This window comes from Thioclava sp. JE_KL1, assembly GCF_009296265.1.
In the GTDB taxonomy this organism is placed as follows: domain Bacteria; phylum Pseudomonadota; class Alphaproteobacteria; order Rhodobacterales; family Rhodobacteraceae; genus Thioclava.
In genome coordinates, this window is sequence record NZ_WBJS01000002.1 from 62,783 (window position 1) to 78,758 (window position 15,976).

21 protein-coding genes are annotated in these 15,976 nt (G+C 64.1%); 12 read left to right on the forward strand and 9 right to left on the reverse strand.

All coding sequences use genetic code 11. The annotated features are described in order from the left end of the window. Window positions 1-113: 113 nt before the first annotated feature. The 3 genes from F8R15_RS03080 to ubiA all read right to left on the reverse strand — a co-directional run bounded on the left by F8R15_RS03080 (window position 114) and on the right by ubiA (window position 3,604). Window positions 114-440: a hypothetical protein gene (locus F8R15_RS03080; RefSeq protein WP_078522484.1), complete on the reverse strand. Its 327-nt coding sequence runs from the start codon at window positions 438-440 to the stop codon at window positions 114-116. A gap of 11 nt (window positions 441-451) precedes the next feature. Then, window positions 452-2,521, reverse strand: coding sequence for an OmpA family protein (locus F8R15_RS03085; RefSeq protein WP_152843490.1), 2,070 nt, complete (start codon window positions 2,519-2,521; stop codon window positions 452-454). 78 nt (window positions 2,522-2,599) lie between these two features. Continuing rightward, window positions 2,600-3,604, reverse strand: coding sequence for a 4-hydroxybenzoate octaprenyltransferase (gene ubiA / locus F8R15_RS03090; RefSeq protein ID WP_152843492.1), 1,005 nt, complete (start codon window positions 3,602-3,604; stop codon window positions 2,600-2,602). Between the two features lie 12 nt (window positions 3,605-3,616). Between ubiA and F8R15_RS03095 the strand changes: the two genes are divergently transcribed. From F8R15_RS03095 to F8R15_RS03105, 3 genes are read left to right on the forward strand one after another with little or no spacing between them, the layout of a single operon-like run. Further along, window positions 3,617-4,342, forward strand: a complete 726-nt coding sequence (locus F8R15_RS03095; RefSeq protein ID WP_152843494.1) for a 16S rRNA (uracil(1498)-N(3))-methyltransferase — start codon at window positions 3,617-3,619, stop codon at window positions 4,340-4,342. Next, window positions 4,339-4,893 (forward strand): hypothetical protein, encoded by a 555-nt coding sequence (locus F8R15_RS03100; RefSeq protein WP_368730993.1) that lies wholly within the window; start codon window positions 4,339-4,341, stop codon window positions 4,891-4,893. The genes F8R15_RS03095 and F8R15_RS03100 overlap by 4 nt, the downstream gene beginning before the upstream one ends. 51 nt (window positions 4,894-4,944) lie before the next feature. Beyond that, window positions 4,945-6,315 (forward strand): glutamate--cysteine ligase, encoded by a 1,371-nt coding sequence (locus F8R15_RS03105; RefSeq protein WP_152843496.1) that lies wholly within the window; start codon window positions 4,945-4,947, stop codon window positions 6,313-6,315. A gap of 37 nt (window positions 6,316-6,352) precedes the next feature. Here the strand turns inward: F8R15_RS03105 and F8R15_RS03110 are convergent, their stop codons facing one another. After that, window positions 6,353-7,048, reverse strand: coding sequence for an NAD-dependent deacylase (locus tag F8R15_RS03110; RefSeq protein ID WP_152843498.1), 696 nt, complete (start codon window positions 7,046-7,048; stop codon window positions 6,353-6,355). Window positions 7,049-7,076: 28 nt separating this feature from the next. On the opposite strand from F8R15_RS03110, the gene F8R15_RS03115 reads away from it, so the two are divergent. Continuing rightward, a complete protein-coding gene (locus F8R15_RS03115; RefSeq protein WP_078542237.1) occupies window positions 7,077-7,547 on the forward strand; it encodes a low molecular weight protein-tyrosine-phosphatase in 471 nt (156 codons plus the stop codon). A gap of 23 nt (window positions 7,548-7,570) precedes the next feature. Here the strand turns inward: F8R15_RS03115 and F8R15_RS03120 are convergent, their stop codons facing one another. Next, a complete protein-coding gene (locus F8R15_RS03120; protein ID WP_078522492.1) occupies window positions 7,571-7,879 on the reverse strand; it encodes a hypothetical protein in 309 nt (102 codons plus the stop codon). A 203-nt stretch (window positions 7,880-8,082) separates the two neighbouring features. After that, the gene (locus F8R15_RS03125) at window positions 8,083-8,274 is read right to left on the reverse strand and encodes a heavy-metal-associated domain-containing protein (RefSeq protein ID WP_075773932.1); all 192 of its coding nucleotides are present in this window, start codon (window positions 8,272-8,274) and stop codon (window positions 8,083-8,085) included. Between the two features lie 119 nt (window positions 8,275-8,393). On the opposite strand from F8R15_RS03125, the gene lepA reads away from it, so the two are divergent. The 3 genes from lepA to F8R15_RS03140 all read left to right on the forward strand — a co-directional run bounded on the left by lepA (window position 8,394) and on the right by F8R15_RS03140 (window position 11,318). Further along, the gene (gene lepA / locus F8R15_RS03130) at window positions 8,394-10,193 is read left to right on the forward strand and encodes a translation elongation factor 4 (RefSeq protein WP_078522493.1); all 1,800 of its coding nucleotides are present in this window, start codon (window positions 8,394-8,396) and stop codon (window positions 10,191-10,193) included. A 142-nt stretch (window positions 10,194-10,335) separates the two neighbouring features. Next, entirely contained in the window at window positions 10,336-10,734 is a 399-nt protein-coding gene (locus F8R15_RS03135; RefSeq protein WP_078522494.1) for a hypothetical protein, read from the forward strand. Window positions 10,735-10,838: 104 nt separating this feature from the next. Then, a complete protein-coding gene (locus F8R15_RS03140) occupies window positions 10,839-11,318 on the forward strand; it encodes a pyridoxamine 5'-phosphate oxidase family protein (protein ID WP_078604839.1) in 480 nt (159 codons plus the stop codon). A gap of 91 nt (window positions 11,319-11,409) precedes the next feature. Here F8R15_RS03140 and F8R15_RS03145 read toward each other — a convergent pair whose 3' ends face one another. Further along, window positions 11,410-11,547, reverse strand: a complete 138-nt coding sequence (locus tag F8R15_RS03145) for an entericidin A/B family lipoprotein (RefSeq protein ID WP_108722389.1) — start codon at window positions 11,545-11,547, stop codon at window positions 11,410-11,412. Window positions 11,548-11,662: 115 nt separating this feature from the next. Here F8R15_RS03145 and F8R15_RS03150 point away from each other — a divergent pair, with 115 nt between their 5' ends. From F8R15_RS03150 to F8R15_RS03165, 4 genes are all read left to right on the forward strand, one after another. Beyond that, the gene (locus F8R15_RS03150) at window positions 11,663-11,875 is read left to right on the forward strand and encodes a hypothetical protein (protein WP_078549035.1); all 213 of its coding nucleotides are present in this window, start codon (window positions 11,663-11,665) and stop codon (window positions 11,873-11,875) included. Window positions 11,876-12,004: 129 nt separating this feature from the next. After that, a complete protein-coding gene (locus F8R15_RS03155) occupies window positions 12,005-12,322 on the forward strand; it encodes a hypothetical protein (RefSeq protein ID WP_152843500.1) in 318 nt (105 codons plus the stop codon). A gap of 112 nt (window positions 12,323-12,434) precedes the next feature. After that, window positions 12,435-12,617, forward strand: a complete 183-nt coding sequence (locus F8R15_RS03160) for a hypothetical protein (protein ID WP_152843503.1) — start codon at window positions 12,435-12,437, stop codon at window positions 12,615-12,617. A 122-nt stretch (window positions 12,618-12,739) separates the two neighbouring features. After that, window positions 12,740-13,231, forward strand: a complete 492-nt coding sequence (locus tag F8R15_RS03165; protein WP_152843505.1) for a cytochrome b — start codon at window positions 12,740-12,742, stop codon at window positions 13,229-13,231. 18 nt (window positions 13,232-13,249) lie between these two features. Here F8R15_RS03165 and F8R15_RS03170 read toward each other — a convergent pair whose 3' ends face one another. Continuing rightward, a complete protein-coding gene (locus tag F8R15_RS03170) occupies window positions 13,250-14,038 on the reverse strand; it encodes an alpha/beta fold hydrolase (RefSeq protein ID WP_152843507.1) in 789 nt (262 codons plus the stop codon). A 143-nt stretch (window positions 14,039-14,181) separates the two neighbouring features. On the opposite strand from F8R15_RS03170, the gene F8R15_RS03175 reads away from it, so the two are divergent. Beyond that, window positions 14,182-14,553: a hypothetical protein gene (locus F8R15_RS03175; protein WP_078522501.1), complete on the forward strand. Its 372-nt coding sequence runs from the start codon at window positions 14,182-14,184 to the stop codon at window positions 14,551-14,553. A gap of 71 nt (window positions 14,554-14,624) precedes the next feature. On the opposite strand, the gene glyA is transcribed toward F8R15_RS03175, so the two are convergent. Beyond that, complete coding sequence (gene glyA / locus F8R15_RS03180; RefSeq protein WP_152843509.1) at window positions 14,625-15,917, reverse strand: serine hydroxymethyltransferase; 1,293 nt, start codon at window positions 15,915-15,917, stop codon at window positions 14,625-14,627. Between the last annotated feature and the right edge of the window lie 59 nt (window positions 15,918-15,976).

The window sequence follows — 15,976 nt, forward strand, 5'->3', positions numbered from 1 at the left end:
CGGACAGAGAGGGCGATACCACTTTCGACAGGCGGGCCAAAGCGCGAGATGTCCGAGTTTCGCCGGGCGTGGCCGCGACGCCGCGCCCTCGGTGAGCGCGGCTGTGCGACGGCTCAGGCCTCTTTCGAGCGCTCGATATAGGCGCGCAGTTCCTCGGCCTCGTGCCGGGCGTCGCGCAGACCATCCATCGCCGCGCGCAGTTCCGCCTCGGTCTGGCTGAGCTGATTGGCCAGTTCCGCCTCGCGCTGCTCGACATAGACGAGCGCCTGATCGCGGGTCTCTTCGGCTTCATGCAACGCCTGCGCCATCTGCTCCAGCTCGCCCATATCGGCCTGGCTCACGCGGGTGAGGCGGTGGATCAACCAGCTCGCGAACCAGCCGAGAGCGAAAGCCACGAAAAGGATGATCGCTGTGGCGATGATGAATTCGGTTCTGTTCATATGACGTCCCTTCAGCCCTTCGACAGGTCCTCCGGCCGGGATTGCGGGCGCGGCGTTTGATCGCCGGGCGTCTCGACCGGAATTTCTTCTTCTTGCGGGGTTTTTTCCCCCGGTTCTGCGGCGGTGTCCCCATCGCCGTTTTCGCTTTGCGCACCGTCCTCGGTGGCGGGCGCGCCGTCGTCGGTCACTGCGCCGTTCCAATGCGGCTCGCCGTCTTCTGCGGCGCCTGTCGCATCTGCGGTGGCATCGGGCAGCGCATCGTCGCCCACCGGCGCCTCATCCAGCAGGACGAATTCGATCCGACGGTTCTTCTCGCGGCCTGCCTCGGTGTCGTTCGAGGCGATCGGTTGCGCTTCGCCGTAGCCTTTCGCTTCGAGATTGCCGATCAGCACGCCACGGTCCAGAAGCCCGCGGATCACTGCCTGCGCGCGTTGTTGCGAGAGCTGCAGGTTCATTTCCTCGCGGCCCTGATTGTCGGTGTAACCGGCGACTTCCATCTTGAAATCGGTGCAGTTCTTCATCGATTTCGCCAAAGCGTCGAGCGCGTCCAGGCTTTCCGAGGCGACCTGCGCCGAACCCGGATCGAAATCGACCTTCTTCTTCTGCAGCGTCTCGTTGAGGCGCGCGACGCATTCCTTGCCGGTCGGCAGGGCCAGCTGCTCATCGAGGCGCTTGTCGTATTTCACGCTCAGGTCGATCTGCGCGTCTTCGCCGAGCTGGCTCGTCAGGATGCGCGAGATCGTGTCGGAAGCCTGCGGATCGCCTGAGATGCCGTTGACCGAGATACCGTCGCGGGTGACCGTGACCTTGCCGTCATGGAGCACCGACAGCGCATCGAGCGCGGCCAGCGTGCGCACCGGCCAACCGGCGGGAAGCTCCTTGTCGACGCGGGTCGCGCCATGGACATTGTCATGGCCGAGCTTGGCGCGGGCGTAGCTTTCGATGGTCTGACGTTCGCGCGCATCGGTCACGCGGCCCTTGAGCTCGACATGGCCGTCGCCATCGCGGGTCGCGGTGAAGCTGGCCTCGGCGGCTTTCGCATCGGGGGCCGGTTCGCGCTTGGCCTTGAGCGAGAACACTCCGGGCAGGTTCGATTCCAGCTCGCCCACGACATCGTCGAACTTCTGCTGATCGACGGTCGAGGGGGCATCGAGTACGATATCGGCATCGGAGAAGGTCACCGAACCTGCGCCGAGATCGCCGACCGCCTTGATCGCCATCTGCGCGGCCTTGGACCAATCGGGCGACGGGGTGCCCATGCCGATGGTGCAGGTCAGCGTGCCTTTCGCGCCTGTCGCGCGGGCGGCGGTCAGGATGCGGTCGCGCGCGCGCTCGTTATCGGCGGAGCAGGCGTCGAAATGCGGGCCTTCCTCCTCGTCGATGAGGAAGCGCAGGGTGAAGGGGGTGATCACGGGGCGCGGCGCGGAGATGTCGAAGCTGAGCTTGAGATCGGTGGGGCGGCGGCGTGCGAGCGAGGTCTCCACCCGGCCTTTCTCGGAGGGGCTGTCGGTGATCGCCTGAACCGAGACCTTGCCGGCGGTGACCGAAATCTTAGAGCGCGGCAGCGTCTCGATTGTCGTCATCGCGAATTGCATCGCCTCGTCCCAGCCGCCGGGCACCGGGTAGTCGGCGCTCTCCAGCATGTCGGTGACACCATCCTCGCCCGCGACTTTCGAGAGCTTCTCGACGATCGCATCGCGGTCGACCGAAGCGGGCACCAGCCCGATCAGCGAGATGCCGTTCTCGTTGCGCAGCATTTCCAGCGAGAAGGCGGGGGGCGTGATCGGCTTGGTGATCTGCGTGTCGGTATTGTCGACGACCCGCGAGCTATCGACGTATTTGTCGACCTCCGAGACGGCGCGGAAGCGCTCGGCCTCGGTCGGGGCGGTGCCGGAGAGGAGGACTTGCAGCCCGTCGGTATGGATCCGCATCCAGCCGTAGCCCTGCGCCTCCATCGCGACGCGTACTTCTTGTTTCGTGGATTTCTCGACAACGGTCGCAGCGCCGCCCGCAATGACTGCGGACACGACGAGTGCGAGGACAAAGGCGGCGATCGTCAACAAGGTGGCGCGGCTGCGCATCGGTCTCAGGCCCTCCCCCGGGGAATCTTTATCCCGTTTCCTTAAGGCGCAGGGGCGCGGGGATCAATCGAAACGCCGTTACACGATTGCGCCAACGGCGAGAAACAGCGCAGCGATGAGGCCCGTGTCGCGGTTCGCGCGGAACAGTTTCAGGCAGGTGTCCGGCTCGTCGATATCGAGCTGGCGCATCTGCCAGAGCATGTGCCACCCCATCGCCCAGGGCGCGAGCAGCGAGATCGCGAGGCGCAGCGGCGGCGCGCCGGGCAGCAGCGCACCCATCACCGCGATGGTCATCAGCGCAACAGAAGTCATCAGGAAGCCGCCGAGCCATTTCGCGCTATCGTCCCCAAAGAGCCGCGCGGTGGATTTCACCCCGATGAGCGCATCGTCTTCCTTGTCCTGATGCGCATAGATCGTGTCGTAGAACAGCGTCCAGGCCATGCCCGCGAAATAGAGTACGACGGGCGGCCAGCTGAGGCTGCCGGTATGCGCGACCCACAAAAGCAGCGCGCCCCAGTTGAAGGCGATGCCGAGGAAAATCTGAGGCCACCAGGTGAAGCGCTTGGCGAAGGGATAGATCGCGACCGGACCGAGCGACACGATCCCGAGGATGATTGCGGGCGTGTTGAAGGTCAGCAGGATCGCGAAAGAGATCAGCGACTGGATCACCGCCCAGGCCAGCGCCTGTTTTGTCGAGACCTGCCCCGAGGGGATCGGCCGCGAGCGGGTGCGGGCCACGCCTGCGTCGATGTCGCGGTCGGTGATGTCGTTCCATGTGCAGCCCGCGCCGCGCATCAGGAAGGCCCCTATCGACGCGCCCACCGCGAGCCAAAGATCCCACCAGATGAAGCCGCCCGTAGAGGATGCCGCCAGCGCGATCGACCAGTAGCAGGGCAGCAGCAGGAGCCACGTCCCGATCGGTCGGTCGGCACGGCTCAGCCGCAGGTAGGGCCGCGTCCATGCCGGGGCCAGCCGGTCGACCCAGTTGCCGCGATAGGCATCCGCGACCGTGCCGTTTGCGTCGTTCGGGGGCTCGCCCGTGCTCGCGTTTGCCGCCTCTGGCGTTTCGGTTTTTCCGCTCATACAGTCCGCCTCATGGAACGTGCCAAGATCAGGCTCTGTGTAGAGCACCCGCTGGGCGCGGGGCAAGCCGTGCCTCTGACTCAGGACGAAGCGAATTACCTCTTTGCGGTAATGCGGCTGGCCGTGGGCGCCCGTGTTGCGCTGTTCAACGGGCGCGATGGCGAGTGGACGGCGGAGGTCGTCGAGGCTCACAAGAAGCGCGGCATTCTGGCCTGTGTCGAGCAGGCCGCGCCGCAGCTCGCGCCGCCCGATCTCTGGCTGATCTTCGCGCCGATCAAGAAAGAGCGCACCGATTTCATCGTCGAAAAAGCGACCGAGCTGGGCTGCGCCAAGGTGTTGCCGGTGCAGACCGAGTTTACCAATTCCGCGCGCATCCGGCAGGACCGCTTGCAGGCCCATGCCAAGGAGGCGGCGGAGCAATGTCTGGGCACCTATGTGCCGCCGGTCGAGGATTTGCTGGGGCTCAAGAAGCTGCTGGATGGCTGGGATCCGAGCCGCCGCATCCTTTGGGCGGATGAGGCTTTGGTTGGGCCTGCAGAGACGCTCGCGGGGCTGCAGCCCGGCCCTTGGGCGATCCTGATCGGGCCCGAAGGCGGGTTCTCGGAGGCCGAGCGCGAGTTGCTCCGCAGTCTCGAATTCGTGACCCCCGTCAGTCTCGGTCCGCGCATCCTGCGCGCCGATACGGCGGTCTGCGCGGCGATCACATTGTGGCAATCGGCGCTGGGAGACTGGCGGTGATCCGTCCCGAGGTCGCAGAAGGGTTCAAGCGCTGGGGCGAGGTGATCGCGGCTGGCGTCGTGGTGGCGTTCGGTGCGTGGCTGATCTGGCTCGGCGGATTGATCCTGATGCCGCTGGGACTGGTCGCCGTGGCGCTCGGGCTTGGCTGGGCGCTGATCGGCTGGCGGCGGCTGCGCTTCGCGCGTGAAACAAATGCGCCGGGTCTGGTCGAGATCGACGAGGGCCGTATCTCCTATTTCGCGGCCAGCCGGGCGCGCGCCATCGCGGGGCCGGGCAGCAATGTCTCGGCCCTCGGGATGGGTGGCGAATTGCCCCTTCGCGAACTGGCGGAAATCCGACTGCTGACGCTGCAGGGCCAACAATACTGGCGGCTGCGCAGCCTCTCGGGCGAGGCGCTGCTGATCCCGCTCGATGCGGCGGGGGCGGATGCGCTCTACGACGCTTTCGCGAGCCTGCCGGGGATCGATATGGGGAAGATTTCCAGCGCGCTTGACCAGCAGACTGCCGCACAGAGCCTCTGGACCCGCAAACAGGTTTCACGCTTGACTTGAGCCAACCCCCGCGCCACCTGTGGCGCTCCATAAAGCGACGCGAGAAAAGACATGTCCATTCCGCAGCAGGGCGGTGGCCCGATCGAGCGCTTCGAGCAACTGGCCGAATATCTGGCCGAAGGTGAGAAGCCGCGCGACGACTGGCGCATCGGCACCGAGCATGAAAAATTCGGCTATTGCGCGGACAAGCAATTGCCGCTGCCCTATGACGGCCCGCGGTCGATCAAGGCGATGCTGGAAGGTCTGCGCGACCGCTTCGGCTGGAAGCCGGTGGAAGAGCAGGGCAAGATCATCGGGCTGGAACTGAACGGCGCGAATGTGAGCCTCGAGCCGGGCGGTCAGCTGGAACTGTCGGGCGCGCCGCTCGAGACGATCCACCAGACCTGCGACGAGGTGAACGAGCATCTGCGCGAAGTGCAGTCGGTCGCCGACGATATCGGTGTGAAGTTCATCGGTCTGGGCGCGGCCCCGATCTGGACGCAGGACCAGATGCACATGATGCCCAAGGGGCGCTATCGGCTGATGACCGATTACATGGGCCGCGTGGGCGAGCTGGGCACGCAGATGATGTATCGCACCTGCACCGTGCAGGTGAATCTCGACTTCGGTTCGGAAGCCGACATGGTGCAGAAGATGCGCGTGGCGCTGGCGCTGCAGCCGGTGGCGACCGCTCTGTTCGCCAATTCGCCCTTCCTCGACGGCAAGCCCAACGGCATGAAATCGTGGCGCAGCCATATCTGGCAGAACCTCGACGATGCGCGCACCGGCATGCTGCCCTTCATGTTCGACGAAGGCGCAGGCTACGAGGCTTACGCGAACTACGTTCTCGATGTGCCGATGTATTTCGTCTATCGCGACGGGAAATATATCGACGCGCTGGGGCAGTCCTTCCGCGACTTCCTGAAGGGCGAGCTGCCCGCGCTGCCCGGCGAGAAGCCGACGCTGAGCGATTGGGCCGATCACCTGACGACCGTCTTCCCCGAGGCGCGCGCGAAGAAATTCATCGAGATGCGCGGTGCCGATGGCGGGCCGTGGCGGCGTCTGTGCGCGCTGCCCGCGCTGTGGGTCGGTCTGCTTTACGACCAGACCGCGCTGGATGCCGCATGGGATCTGGTGAAGGGCTTCGACCACGAGACCCGCGAAGGTCTGCGCCGCGCGGCGGCGGTCGATGCGCTGCAGGGCGAGTTCAACGGCGTGAAGCTGCACGACCTCGCACGCGAGACGGTGGCGATCGCGAAATCCGGTCTGGCGTCGCGGGCGCGGCCCGGCGCCGGCGGGATGATCCCCGACGAGACCCATTTCCTCAACGCGCTGGAAGAGAGCGTCGAGACGGGCCGCGTGCCTGCCGACGAGCTTCTCGAGAAGTATCACGGCGAGTGGAATGGCGATCTGAGCAAGATCTACGCCGAATACAGCTACTGACGAGAGGGCAGGGCGGTCAGACGCCCTGTCGTTCCTCTCACCGCGACCCCAGCCGCTCGCGCACCCATTCCGGGACCAGCACGCTCGCCGGGCCTTGGCGCGATGTGTCGAACATCGTGCTGCCCGCCGAGGGGTCGAGGTTCAGCTCCAGCGTCTCCACCCCGCACATCGCGGCGTCCTGCACGAAGCCTGCCGCCGGGTAGACATTGCCGCTCGTGCCGATCGAGACGAACAAATCCGCCGTCTCCAGTTCGCGGATGATCCGATCCATCTGATAGGGCATCTCGTTGAACCAGACGATGTCGGGCCGCGTGGCCTTGCGCCCACACTCGGGGCAGGTGTCACGCGGCTGCATCGCCTCGGGCGCGGGCCAGCGATGGCCGCACGCGTGACACAGCGCGCCGAAGAGCGAGCCATGCATGTGGATCACGTTCTGAGAGCCGGCGCGCTCGTGCAGATCATCGACATTCTGCGTCACCACCAGAACCTCGTGGCCCGGATCGGCCTCCAGTTCGGCCAGCGCGAGATGGGCCGGGTTCGGCTGAGCCGCGCGCGCTGCTGCCCGGCGCGCATTGTAGAAGCGATGCACCAGCGCGGGGTCGCGCGCGAAGCCCTCCGGCGTCGCCACGTCCATGATGCGGTGTTCTTCCCACAGACCGTCGCTTGCCCGAAACGTGCGGATGCCGCTTTCGGCAGAAATTCCCGCGCCCGTCAGAATCACGACCTTGGCCATCGCTGCGCCCTCCGTTATCACTTCCCCTATGCGTATCCTCTTTCTCTGCCTTGGCAATATCTGCCGCTCGCCCGCCGCCGAAGCGGTGACCCGTCACAAGGCCGCCGCGGCCGGGCTCGATATCGAGTTCGACAGTGCAGGCACCGGCACCTGGCATCTCGGAGAGCCGCCCTACGATCCGATGATCGCGGCGGCGGAGGCACGCGGCTACGACATGCGGAGCCTGCGCGCACGTCAGATCCAGCCCGCCGATTACGACGGGTTCGATGTGATCCTGGCGATGGATGAGAATAACCTGCGCGATGCGCTCGACGGGGCGCCGCGCGAGATGCGCGCTCAGGTGCAGATGTTCATCGACGGGCCGGAGGGGCCGCGCGATGTGCCCGATCCCTATTTCACCCGCAATTTCGATGGAGCCCTCGATCTGATCGAGGCGGGCGCGGATCAACTGATCGCCGACCTGCTGGCCGATGAGGAAGAAAAGCGGCGCGGGCAGTAGACCGCGCGCCGCCGATCAAGCGCTTACTTGCAGAAGCCTTCCGCCGTCGCGGCGAAATTCTTGTAGCGGTCCCAGAAGTCCGAATCCGACTGGCGGTCGGACATGCGCACTTCCTGCGCGCGGTCGGGATCGTGGAAGAAGCTGGCGGCGCGGCGCTGGTCGCGATGGCTCAGCGTCATATCCGCGACTTGCTGGATGCAGCCGCAGGTGCCGGGATTGCTGGCGCGGCCCGCTTTCTGACACGCGTTGTCGATCGGCCCAGCCGAAGCCATCGAAGCAAGCGCCATGGCGCCCGAGAATGCACAGAGTCCGAGTGTGGTCTTGAAAATCATCTACTGCCCCTTTGTCGTTGCGGCCGGCATGTGTTTGCCGATCCTGCCTGCTCATTTGTCCGCGATTCTAACTCAAATTCAAAAAGCGGGCAACAAAACAGGCAGGATTCCGCCGGTTTGGGGCAGGGGAGGGAACCCGTTTTCTAGTCGTCGCGTTGCGCGGGCACGGGCCCACTACATCTGGACGGCGTCCGCCCTCCAGATCACTCTTCGACCGGGGTGGCCTCGTAGCCTGCGCCTTTCAGAGCGCTGATCACGGTGGATTCGGGCAGCCCTTCCACCTCGACCTCGCGATCTTCCAGATAGACATCGGCCTTGCCGCCGACCTCTTCGATCGCGGCCTCGACCGAGGCTTTGCAGTGCCCGCAGGTCATGTTCGGAACGGAATAGATCATCTTGCGTCTCCCGTGTTTCGTGTCTCAGGGATATGTCGGACGCGACCGGGCCGAGGTCAATGGCAGATGGCGTTCAATCCCTCTTCCCGGCCCGCTTTTTCCCCTGTATACGCGCGCCCATGACTGATCTTGATCGCATCCGCAATTTCTCCATCGTGGCGCATATCGACCACGGTAAATCCACGCTCGCCGACCGGCTGATCCAGCTGACCGGTACCGTGGCCGAACGCGATATGAAGGACCAGCTCCTCGACGCGATGGATATCGAGCGTGAGCGCGGCATCACGATCAAGGCCAACTCGGTGCGGATCGATTATCCCGCCAAGGACGGCAAAACCTATGTGCTGAACCTGATCGACACCCCCGGCCACGTCGACTTCGCCTATGAAGTCTCGCGCTCGATGCAGGCGGTCGAAGGCTCGCTGCTGGTCGTCGATGCCTCGCAAGGCGTCGAGGCGCAGACGCTCGCCAACGTCTATCAGGCGATCGACGCGGATCACGAGATCGTCCCGGTTCTGAACAAGATCGACCTGCCCGCGGCAGAGCCCGAGCGCGTGAAGGAGCAGATCGAGGACGTGATCGGGATCGACGCCTCGGATGCCGTCGAGATTTCCGCGAAGACCGGTCTGGGCATCCCGGATGTGCTGGAAGCCATCGTGCAGCGTCTACCCGCCCCGCAGGGCGACCGCGACGCGCCGCTGAAAGCGATGCTGGTGGATTCGTGGTATGACCCCTACTTGGGCGTCGTCGTTCTGATCCGCGTCATGGATGGCGTTATCAAGAAGGGCGACCAGATCAAGATGATGAAGACGGGGGCGACCTACAAGCTCGACCGTCTCGCCGTTCTGAAACCCGCGATGGTCAATATCGACGAGCTGGGCCCCGGCGAAATCGGCGTCTTCACCGCTTCGATCAAGCAGGTGCGCGACACGAAGGTTGGCGACACGATTACCCATGAGAAGAAGCCCTGCGCCAAGGCGCTTCCGGGCTTCAAGCCTTCGATCCCGGTCGTGTTCTGCGGCCTCTTCCCGGTCGATGCGAACGATTTCGAGGCGCTGCGCGACGCGATCGAGAAACTACAGTTGAACGATGCGAGCTTCTCGGCCGAGATGGAAACTTCGGCAGCGCTCGGCTTCGGCTTCCGCTGCGGCTTCCTCGGGCTCTTGCACCTCGAAGTGGTGCGCGACCGTCTGGAGCGAGAATACGATCTCGACCTGATCACCACCGCGCCCTCGGTCGTGTTCAAGATCCACATGAAGGACGGGGAGGTGATCGAGCTTCACAACCCCGCCGACATGCCCGACCTGACCTATGTCGATCATATCGAGGAGCCGCGCATCAAGGCGACGATCCTCGTGCCGGACGAATATCTGGGCGACGTGCTCAAGCTCTGTCAGGACCGTCGCGGCATCCAGCAGGACCTGACCTATGTCGGTGGCCGCGCGATGGTGGTCTATGACCTGCCGCTCGCCGAGGTCGTGTTCGACTTCTACGACCGGCTGAAATCGGTCACCAAGGGCTACGCCAGCTTCGACTACCAGATCACCGAATATCGCGAGGATTACCTCGTGAAGATGTCGATTCTCGTCAATGACGAGCCGGTCGATGCGCTCTCGATCATGGTCCACCGCGACCGCGCCGAAGCCCGCGGCCGCGCGATGTGCGAAAAACTCAAGGACCTGATCCCGCGTCACATGTTCAAGATCCCGATCCAGGCCGCCATCGGTGGCCGCGTGATCGCGCGCGAGACGCTGTCGGCGATGCGCAAGGACGTGACCGCGAAATGCTATGGCGGCGACGCGAGCCGGAAGAAGAAGCTGCTGGAAAAGCAGAAGGCCGGTAAGAAGAAGATGCGCCAGTTCGGGAAGGTCGAAATCCCGCAGAGCGCGTTTATCGCGGCGCTGAAGATGGACGAGTGAGGTGACGCTAGGTCGCCTCACCTCTCCTCACATAGTTGTGAGCGCATAACAGATTTCAACTGCTTTGATGCCGTTTCATCGCCCGATTTGGGCGAGAGATATCGTGTATCACAAAACACTAAGCCATTAAGAAAGCAGTGAAATGAATAGATACTCCCTTATTGTTACCCTTGCCGCGCTGACCCTTGCGGGCTGTGCGACAACCGATGTGCAGCCAATGTCGCGCGATACGTTCAAGATCGACACGCATGCCGCCCCGGCTTGTGGTCCGACAGGCGCACGCAACGTTGCATTCCGGGCCGCAGCGATCGAGGTGATCCGGCGCGGCGGCGACAAGTTCATCATTATGGGTGACCGCTCGGACATGGGGATGCAGGGCGATATCTTCAGCGGTTTCAACACGAATTACGCTCAGGGCATGGTCGTGCGCATGATCCCTGAGGGTTCGCCTGAGGCGCGCAACGCTCTTTCGGCGCGCGAGCAGCTTGGCGCTGATTGGCAAGAGCTTGTCTCAAAAGGTGTTCCGAACACCTGCACCTAACTGATCTTCAGAAAAGCGCGGCGGTTGCCGCGCTTTTCTTCAAGCCGGAACATGCGACGCCACGCCCACGTTCTCCTCCCAGACCTATTTCAGGAGGAAACGATATGACCGACCAAGCCAAGATTGAAAAAGATTTCTGGGACGCGCTCGACTCGGATCGCACCGTGATGCTCGCGCGAGCGGGCGTCGAGACGGCAGCGCCGCGCCCGATGACGGCGATCGTCGAGGAGAAGCCCGGCCCGGTATGGTTCTTCACCGCGCGCGACACGGAATTGATGGACGGGCTGGCCCCCGGTGCGGGGGCGATGTTCACCTTCTCGGACAAGGGCCACAAGGTTTTCGCGACCGTCACGGGGCGTCTGACCGAACATACCGACCCCGAGACCGTGGAGCGGCTGTGGAACCCCTTCATCGGCGCCTGGTACGAGGGCAAGGACGACCCCAAACTGGTGCTGCTGCGCTTCGATCCGGATCAGGCCGAGATCTGGGACAGCGGCAACGCGCTGGTCGCAGGCGCGAAGATCCTGCTCTCGTCGGACCCGGGCGAGTCGATGAAGGACCGTGTCGCTCATGTGAATTACTGAGCCGGGCGCGTCCCTGACGTCAGAGGCAAGAAAAAGGCCCCGGAGATCTCTGGGGCCTTTGACTTTTTCGCTTAGCTATCAGGCTTGGAATTTAGCGCGCCTGACGCGCCTCGCCCGCGATCGTGTTGCCTGCAACGGACAGGTCCTGACCTGCGCCTTGCACGGTGTTGCAGGCCGCGAGGCCCAGAAGGATTACGGTCATTGCCGCCATTTGAACCGATTTCGTCATCTCTTTCGCTCTCCTATTAAGCCATCACCGGCCAACGTACGAAAAAATTTACGGTTCCGTGGAACTGGAGGCAAGGAGCGGCGTTTTGCCCTCGAACACATAAGGGAGAGCCCGAATGAAGAAGCCTCTGCGCTTATTCCTCGCCGCCCTCTCGGCCCTCGTCGTGACCGGGGTCGTGGTGATCGCAGCTCTGACTTTCGGCTTTGTCGGATGGCAGGAATTCGCGTTCGCCGTGATCGTCGGGATTGTCTTAGGAATTCCCGCAGGTCTCTGGACCGAGCGGCGCATAAAAAGGAATGACCCGTTCTGGCCGCCCCGCCAGGCATGATCCCTGTCAGAACGGTCTTGCGGCCCCTGCTTTGTCCCTCGCGGGGGCCGCACACTCCGCCCGAGCTGGTTAACTTCTTGTTAATTAAGCTCTGAAAGGCTCCGGGTTGTCCCTCCCCGGAGCCTTTCAATGTCTAAAGCCCCGTTTTTCCTTATTCTTGGCCTTCTCACGGGCTGCGCGTCTCCGGCGCCGCAGTTCTTCGGGGCGTCGCGGCATACGGTCACGCTCGACGGCATCGAGTTCGTCGTCTTCCTCAAGGGAGACCGGGCGGAGGTGGTGCGTATGGGCTATCTGCGCCGGGCAGAGCGGGGGCGCGTGCCGCCGCTGATGATCCGCGCGGCAGAGCAGGTGTCGGGCTGCAAGGTCGCGGGACCGGCGGGCGGGCTCTACCGATCGCCCTCGCTGCCCGGCGATACGGGGGAGGCCCGCTTCCAGCTCGATTGCTGATGCGACGCCCTGCCGCAGCAATGGGCGACGCGACTTGATGCGGATCAAGGTCACATCGACGTGATCGGGGCCAATCTGGCGGGCGAAATGCGCCGCTCAATGGAGATCAGACATGCGCCTCTTCGGTATCATCTACGCCCTCGCCGGACCGACCCTCGCGGGTATCCTCATCATCGCTGTGTTGACGATGAATATGGTCACGACCAACGCGATTATTGTCTCCGCGGTGATCGGCTTCGTCGTTGCGCTTCCGATCGCGTGGTTCATCGCCAAGGCGATCCGAGAAAACGCCTGATCGCAATTGCGCGAGCCACGGGCGCGGGGGTATCCCAACTTCGTGACGGCGCGGAACCACTGCGCCTTCGCCGCGCTAATTCGGCGAAGCGCCGTCTCGTTTCGCCATTTCAAAGAGGTATCATGTCCTACGCTCCCGGTTATTCGAAATCGCAGATATGGCTTCATTGGGCCGTCGTTCTGCTTCTCATCGTCCAGTATCTGTTCAATGACGCGATGGGTCACACCTTCCACGACCTTATGGAGAGCGGATCGGCGAGCGCCGGGGTGCTGACCTATGGTCACATCGTCCTCGGTATCGCGGTGCTCGCGCTCGCTATCTGGCGCTTGGCGCTGCGCGCGAGCCACGGCACGCCCGAGCCGCCGGAGAACGATCCCGCCATTCTGCGCTTCGGGGCGGCCACGATCCACTGGTTGCTCTACGCGCTGCTATTCCTGATCCCGATTGCGGGGCTCGTAGCCTATTACGGGCAGCTTGGATGGGCGGCAGAGACGCACTCGATCCTGACGACGCTGTTGCTGTGGCTGGCCGGGCTGCATGTGGCGGCCGCGTTTTATCACCAATACGTCAAGCGCGATCACCTGATCCGCCGGATGATGAAGCCGGGCGCGTGAGCGCAGCGGCGCGTTTCCTCAGCTCGCGGAGTTGAGGAAGCGCGCCACGTCCGCTTCGAACTCGCGGGGCTTCTCGGCATGCAGCCAATGCCCCGCATTGTCGATTTCCTCGAAACGTGCCTGCGGGAAGAAACCGCGGATACGGTCGTGCATTTCGGGCCGCACGTAATGCGAGTCCGCGCCCGACAGGAAGAGAGTGGGGCCGTCGTACTGCTTGCCCTCCAGCGCATCGGGCCAGCCGAGGATGTCGTCCATATTCGCCTTCAGTGCGGCAAGGTTGAACTTCCAGCGGGGCGGGCCGTCGCGCAGCACCAGCGATTGCAGCAGGAAGGCACGGGTGCCCGGATCGAAGACCTGCTCTCCCAGCCGCTCATCCGCGGCGGAGCGAGAGGTGAGGTCGCTGATATCCATCCCCTGCATCGCCTCGATCAGCGCGCTGTGGTTGTCGCCATGATCGTAGTTTTCGGGCGCGATATCCGCGACGATGAGATGCGCGACGAGTTGCGGCTGCGTCAGGGCGAGGGTCATCGCCGCCTTGCCGCCCATCGAATGGCCCAGCACATCCGCGACCCCGCCATTCGCCTCGATCACCTCGGCGATGTCGTCGGCCATCGCCTGATAGCTGTGATCGTCGTCCCAGAAGCTGTCGCCATGATTGCGCATATCGAGCGCGATGACGGGGCGGTCCGCGCTCAGCCGCTTGGCGATCGCGTTCCAGTTCCGGGCCGATCCGAAAAGACCGGGGGCGATGATCAGCGGTCGCGCGCCGGGATTGCTGTCGGAGGTGTAGGGGGTCGTGTTCAACATGGCGCCTAAGCTAGATCGCCTCCCGGGGCGCTTCCAGAGCGGATGCGAAAAAATCTGCGGCCATGCGCGCAGTTGCGCTGATCGCGCGCGGCGGATAGCGTCCGGTGCGGTATTGCTGAACGCGGCGTAAGGGAGAGGGCCGGATGGGGCCGGAGAAGATCAATCAGATGGTGGGGCAGGTCTCGAGGCTTCTGGCGCAGCGGCTGGGGGCGAAGGGGCCGACGCTCGAGGCGCGGGTCGCCTCGCGGGCCCGGGCGTTGCCGCGCAAGGTGCGCAAGGCGGCGCTCGTGCTGGTCGATGCCGAGCGCAAAGCGCATGCGCCCAAGATCGCCCGGCAACTGGATGCCCGCCGGGTGGAGGGCGCTTTCGCGACCTGTCGCGACTATCTCGAGCCGCTGGGCGCGGCGGAGCGACTGCGCGCCGCGGCACTTGGCCTTGCCAGTTCGATCGCCGTGATTGTGGTGATCGTGGGCGGCGCCTTGCTGGCCGCTATGGTCTGGACCGGGGCGATCTGATCGGGCCAAACCCCCAGGCATGAAAAAGGCCCCCGGATCGCGGGGGCCTTCAATTCAATCTCGGAACCGGATCACAGTTCTGGGTAGATCGGGAAGCCGCTGAGCAGCGTCGCGACCTTGGCCTTCACGGCCTCTTCGACCTCGCCATTGCCCTCTTCGCCATTCGCGGCGAGCCCGTCGACCACTTCGACGATCAGGCGCGCGATCTCGCGGAACTCTTCCTCGCCGAAGCCACGGGTGGTGCCGGCGGGCGTGCCCAGACGGATGCCCGAGGTGACCATCGGCTTTTCCGGGTCGAACGGGATGCCGTTCTTGTTGCAGGTGATATGCGCGCGGCCCAGAGCCTTCTCGGTCGCGTTGCCCTTCACGCCTTTCGGACGCAGATCGACCAGCATCACGTGGGTGTCCGTGCCGCCGGTGACGATATCGAGGCCACCCTTCATCAGCTCGTCGGCCAGCGCCTGAGCGTTCTTCACGACCTGAGCGGCGTAGTCCTTGAACCCGGGGCGCAGCGCCTCGCCGAAGGCCACGGCCTTGCCGGCGATGACATGCATCAGCGGACCGCCCTGGATGCCCGGGAAGATCGCCGAGTTCACCTTCTTCGCAATCTCCTCGTTGTTGGTGAGGATCATGCCGCCACGCGGACCGCGCAGGGTCTTGTGCGTCGTGGTGGTCGCGACATCGGCATAGGGGAAGGGCGAGGGGTGCTGACCACCGGCCACGAGACCCGCGAAGTGGGCCATGTCGACCATCAGATACGCGCCGATCTCATCCGCGATCTCGCGGAACTTGGCGAAGTCGATCTGACGCGGAATGGCCGAGCCGCCCGCGATGATCAGCTTCGGCTTGTGAGCGAGCGCCAGTTCGCGGACCTGATCGTAGTCCAGCAGGCTGTCTTGCTTGCGCACGCCGTATTGCACTGCGTTGAACCACTTGCCCGACTGGTTCGGCTTGGCGCCGTGGGTCAGGTGGCCGCCCGCATCGAGGCTCATGCCGAGGATGGTGTCGCCCGGCTTCACGAGCGCGGTGAACACGCCCTGGTTCGCCTGCGAGCCCGAGTTCGGCTGGACGTTGGCGAATTCGCAGCCAAAGAGTTCCTTGGCGCGGTCGATCGCGAGGTTCTCCGCGACGTCGACATATTGGCAGCCGCCATAGTAGCGCTTGCCCGGGTACCCTTCGGCGTATTTGTTCGTCAGCACCGAACCCTGCGCCTCCATCACCGCCTTCGAGACGATGTTTTCCGAGGCGATCAGTTCGATCTCGTCGCGCTGGCGACCGAGTTCATCGGTGATCGACTTGAAGAGTTCGGGGTCACGGCTGGAGAGGCTTTCGGTGAAGAAGCCCGCATCGCGTTGGTCTTTCATGGCCATTCCTCGCAAAGATCCGGTCGCCGACCGTTTAGCGCAGATTTCACAGGGCTGAA

Excerpts from the sequence above, each read along its gene's own strand:
- F8R15_RS03080 (WP_078522484.1), bottom strand. The coding sequence starts at position 440 with ATGAACAGAACCGAATTCATCATCGCCACAGCGATCATCCTTTTCGTG.
- F8R15_RS03085 (WP_152843490.1), bottom strand. The coding sequence starts at position 2,521 with ATGCGCAGCCGCGCCACCTTGTTGACGATCGCCGCCTTTGTCCTCGCA.
- ubiA (WP_152843492.1), bottom strand. The coding sequence starts at position 3,604 with ATGAGCGGAAAAACCGAAACGCCAGAGGCGGCAAACGCGAGCACGGGC.
- F8R15_RS03095 (WP_152843494.1), top strand. The coding sequence starts at position 3,617 with ATGGAACGTGCCAAGATCAGGCTCTGTGTAGAGCACCCGCTGGGCGCG.
- F8R15_RS03105 (WP_152843496.1), top strand. The coding sequence starts at position 4,945 with ATGTCCATTCCGCAGCAGGGCGGTGGCCCGATCGAGCGCTTCGAGCAA.
- F8R15_RS03110 (WP_152843498.1), bottom strand. The coding sequence starts at position 7,048 with ATGGCCAAGGTCGTGATTCTGACGGGCGCGGGAATTTCTGCCGAAAGC.
- F8R15_RS03115 (WP_078542237.1), top strand. The coding sequence starts at position 7,077 with ATGCGTATCCTCTTTCTCTGCCTTGGCAATATCTGCCGCTCGCCCGCC.
- F8R15_RS03120 (WP_078522492.1), bottom strand. The coding sequence starts at position 7,879 with ATGATTTTCAAGACCACACTCGGACTCTGTGCATTCTCGGGCGCCATG.
- F8R15_RS03125 (WP_075773932.1), bottom strand. The coding sequence starts at position 8,274 with ATGATCTATTCCGTTCCGAACATGACCTGCGGGCACTGCAAAGCCTCG.
- lepA (WP_078522493.1), top strand. The coding sequence starts at position 8,394 with ATGACTGATCTTGATCGCATCCGCAATTTCTCCATCGTGGCGCATATC.
- F8R15_RS03135 (WP_078522494.1), top strand. The coding sequence starts at position 10,336 with ATGAATAGATACTCCCTTATTGTTACCCTTGCCGCGCTGACCCTTGCG.
- F8R15_RS03140 (WP_078604839.1), top strand. The coding sequence starts at position 10,839 with ATGACCGACCAAGCCAAGATTGAAAAAGATTTCTGGGACGCGCTCGAC.
- F8R15_RS03145 (WP_108722389.1), bottom strand. The coding sequence starts at position 11,547 with ATGACGAAATCGGTTCAAATGGCGGCAATGACCGTAATCCTTCTGGGC.
- F8R15_RS03150 (WP_078549035.1), top strand. The coding sequence starts at position 11,663 with ATGAAGAAGCCTCTGCGCTTATTCCTCGCCGCCCTCTCGGCCCTCGTC.
- F8R15_RS03155 (WP_152843500.1), top strand. The coding sequence starts at position 12,005 with ATGTCTAAAGCCCCGTTTTTCCTTATTCTTGGCCTTCTCACGGGCTGC.
- F8R15_RS03160 (WP_152843503.1), top strand. The coding sequence starts at position 12,435 with ATGCGCCTCTTCGGTATCATCTACGCCCTCGCCGGACCGACCCTCGCG.
- F8R15_RS03165 (WP_152843505.1), top strand. The coding sequence starts at position 12,740 with ATGTCCTACGCTCCCGGTTATTCGAAATCGCAGATATGGCTTCATTGG.
- F8R15_RS03170 (WP_152843507.1), bottom strand. The coding sequence starts at position 14,038 with ATGTTGAACACGACCCCCTACACCTCCGACAGCAATCCCGGCGCGCGA.
- F8R15_RS03175 (WP_078522501.1), top strand. The coding sequence starts at position 14,182 with ATGGGGCCGGAGAAGATCAATCAGATGGTGGGGCAGGTCTCGAGGCTT.
- glyA (WP_152843509.1), bottom strand. The coding sequence starts at position 15,917 with ATGAAAGACCAACGCGATGCGGGCTTCTTCACCGAAAGCCTCTCCAGC.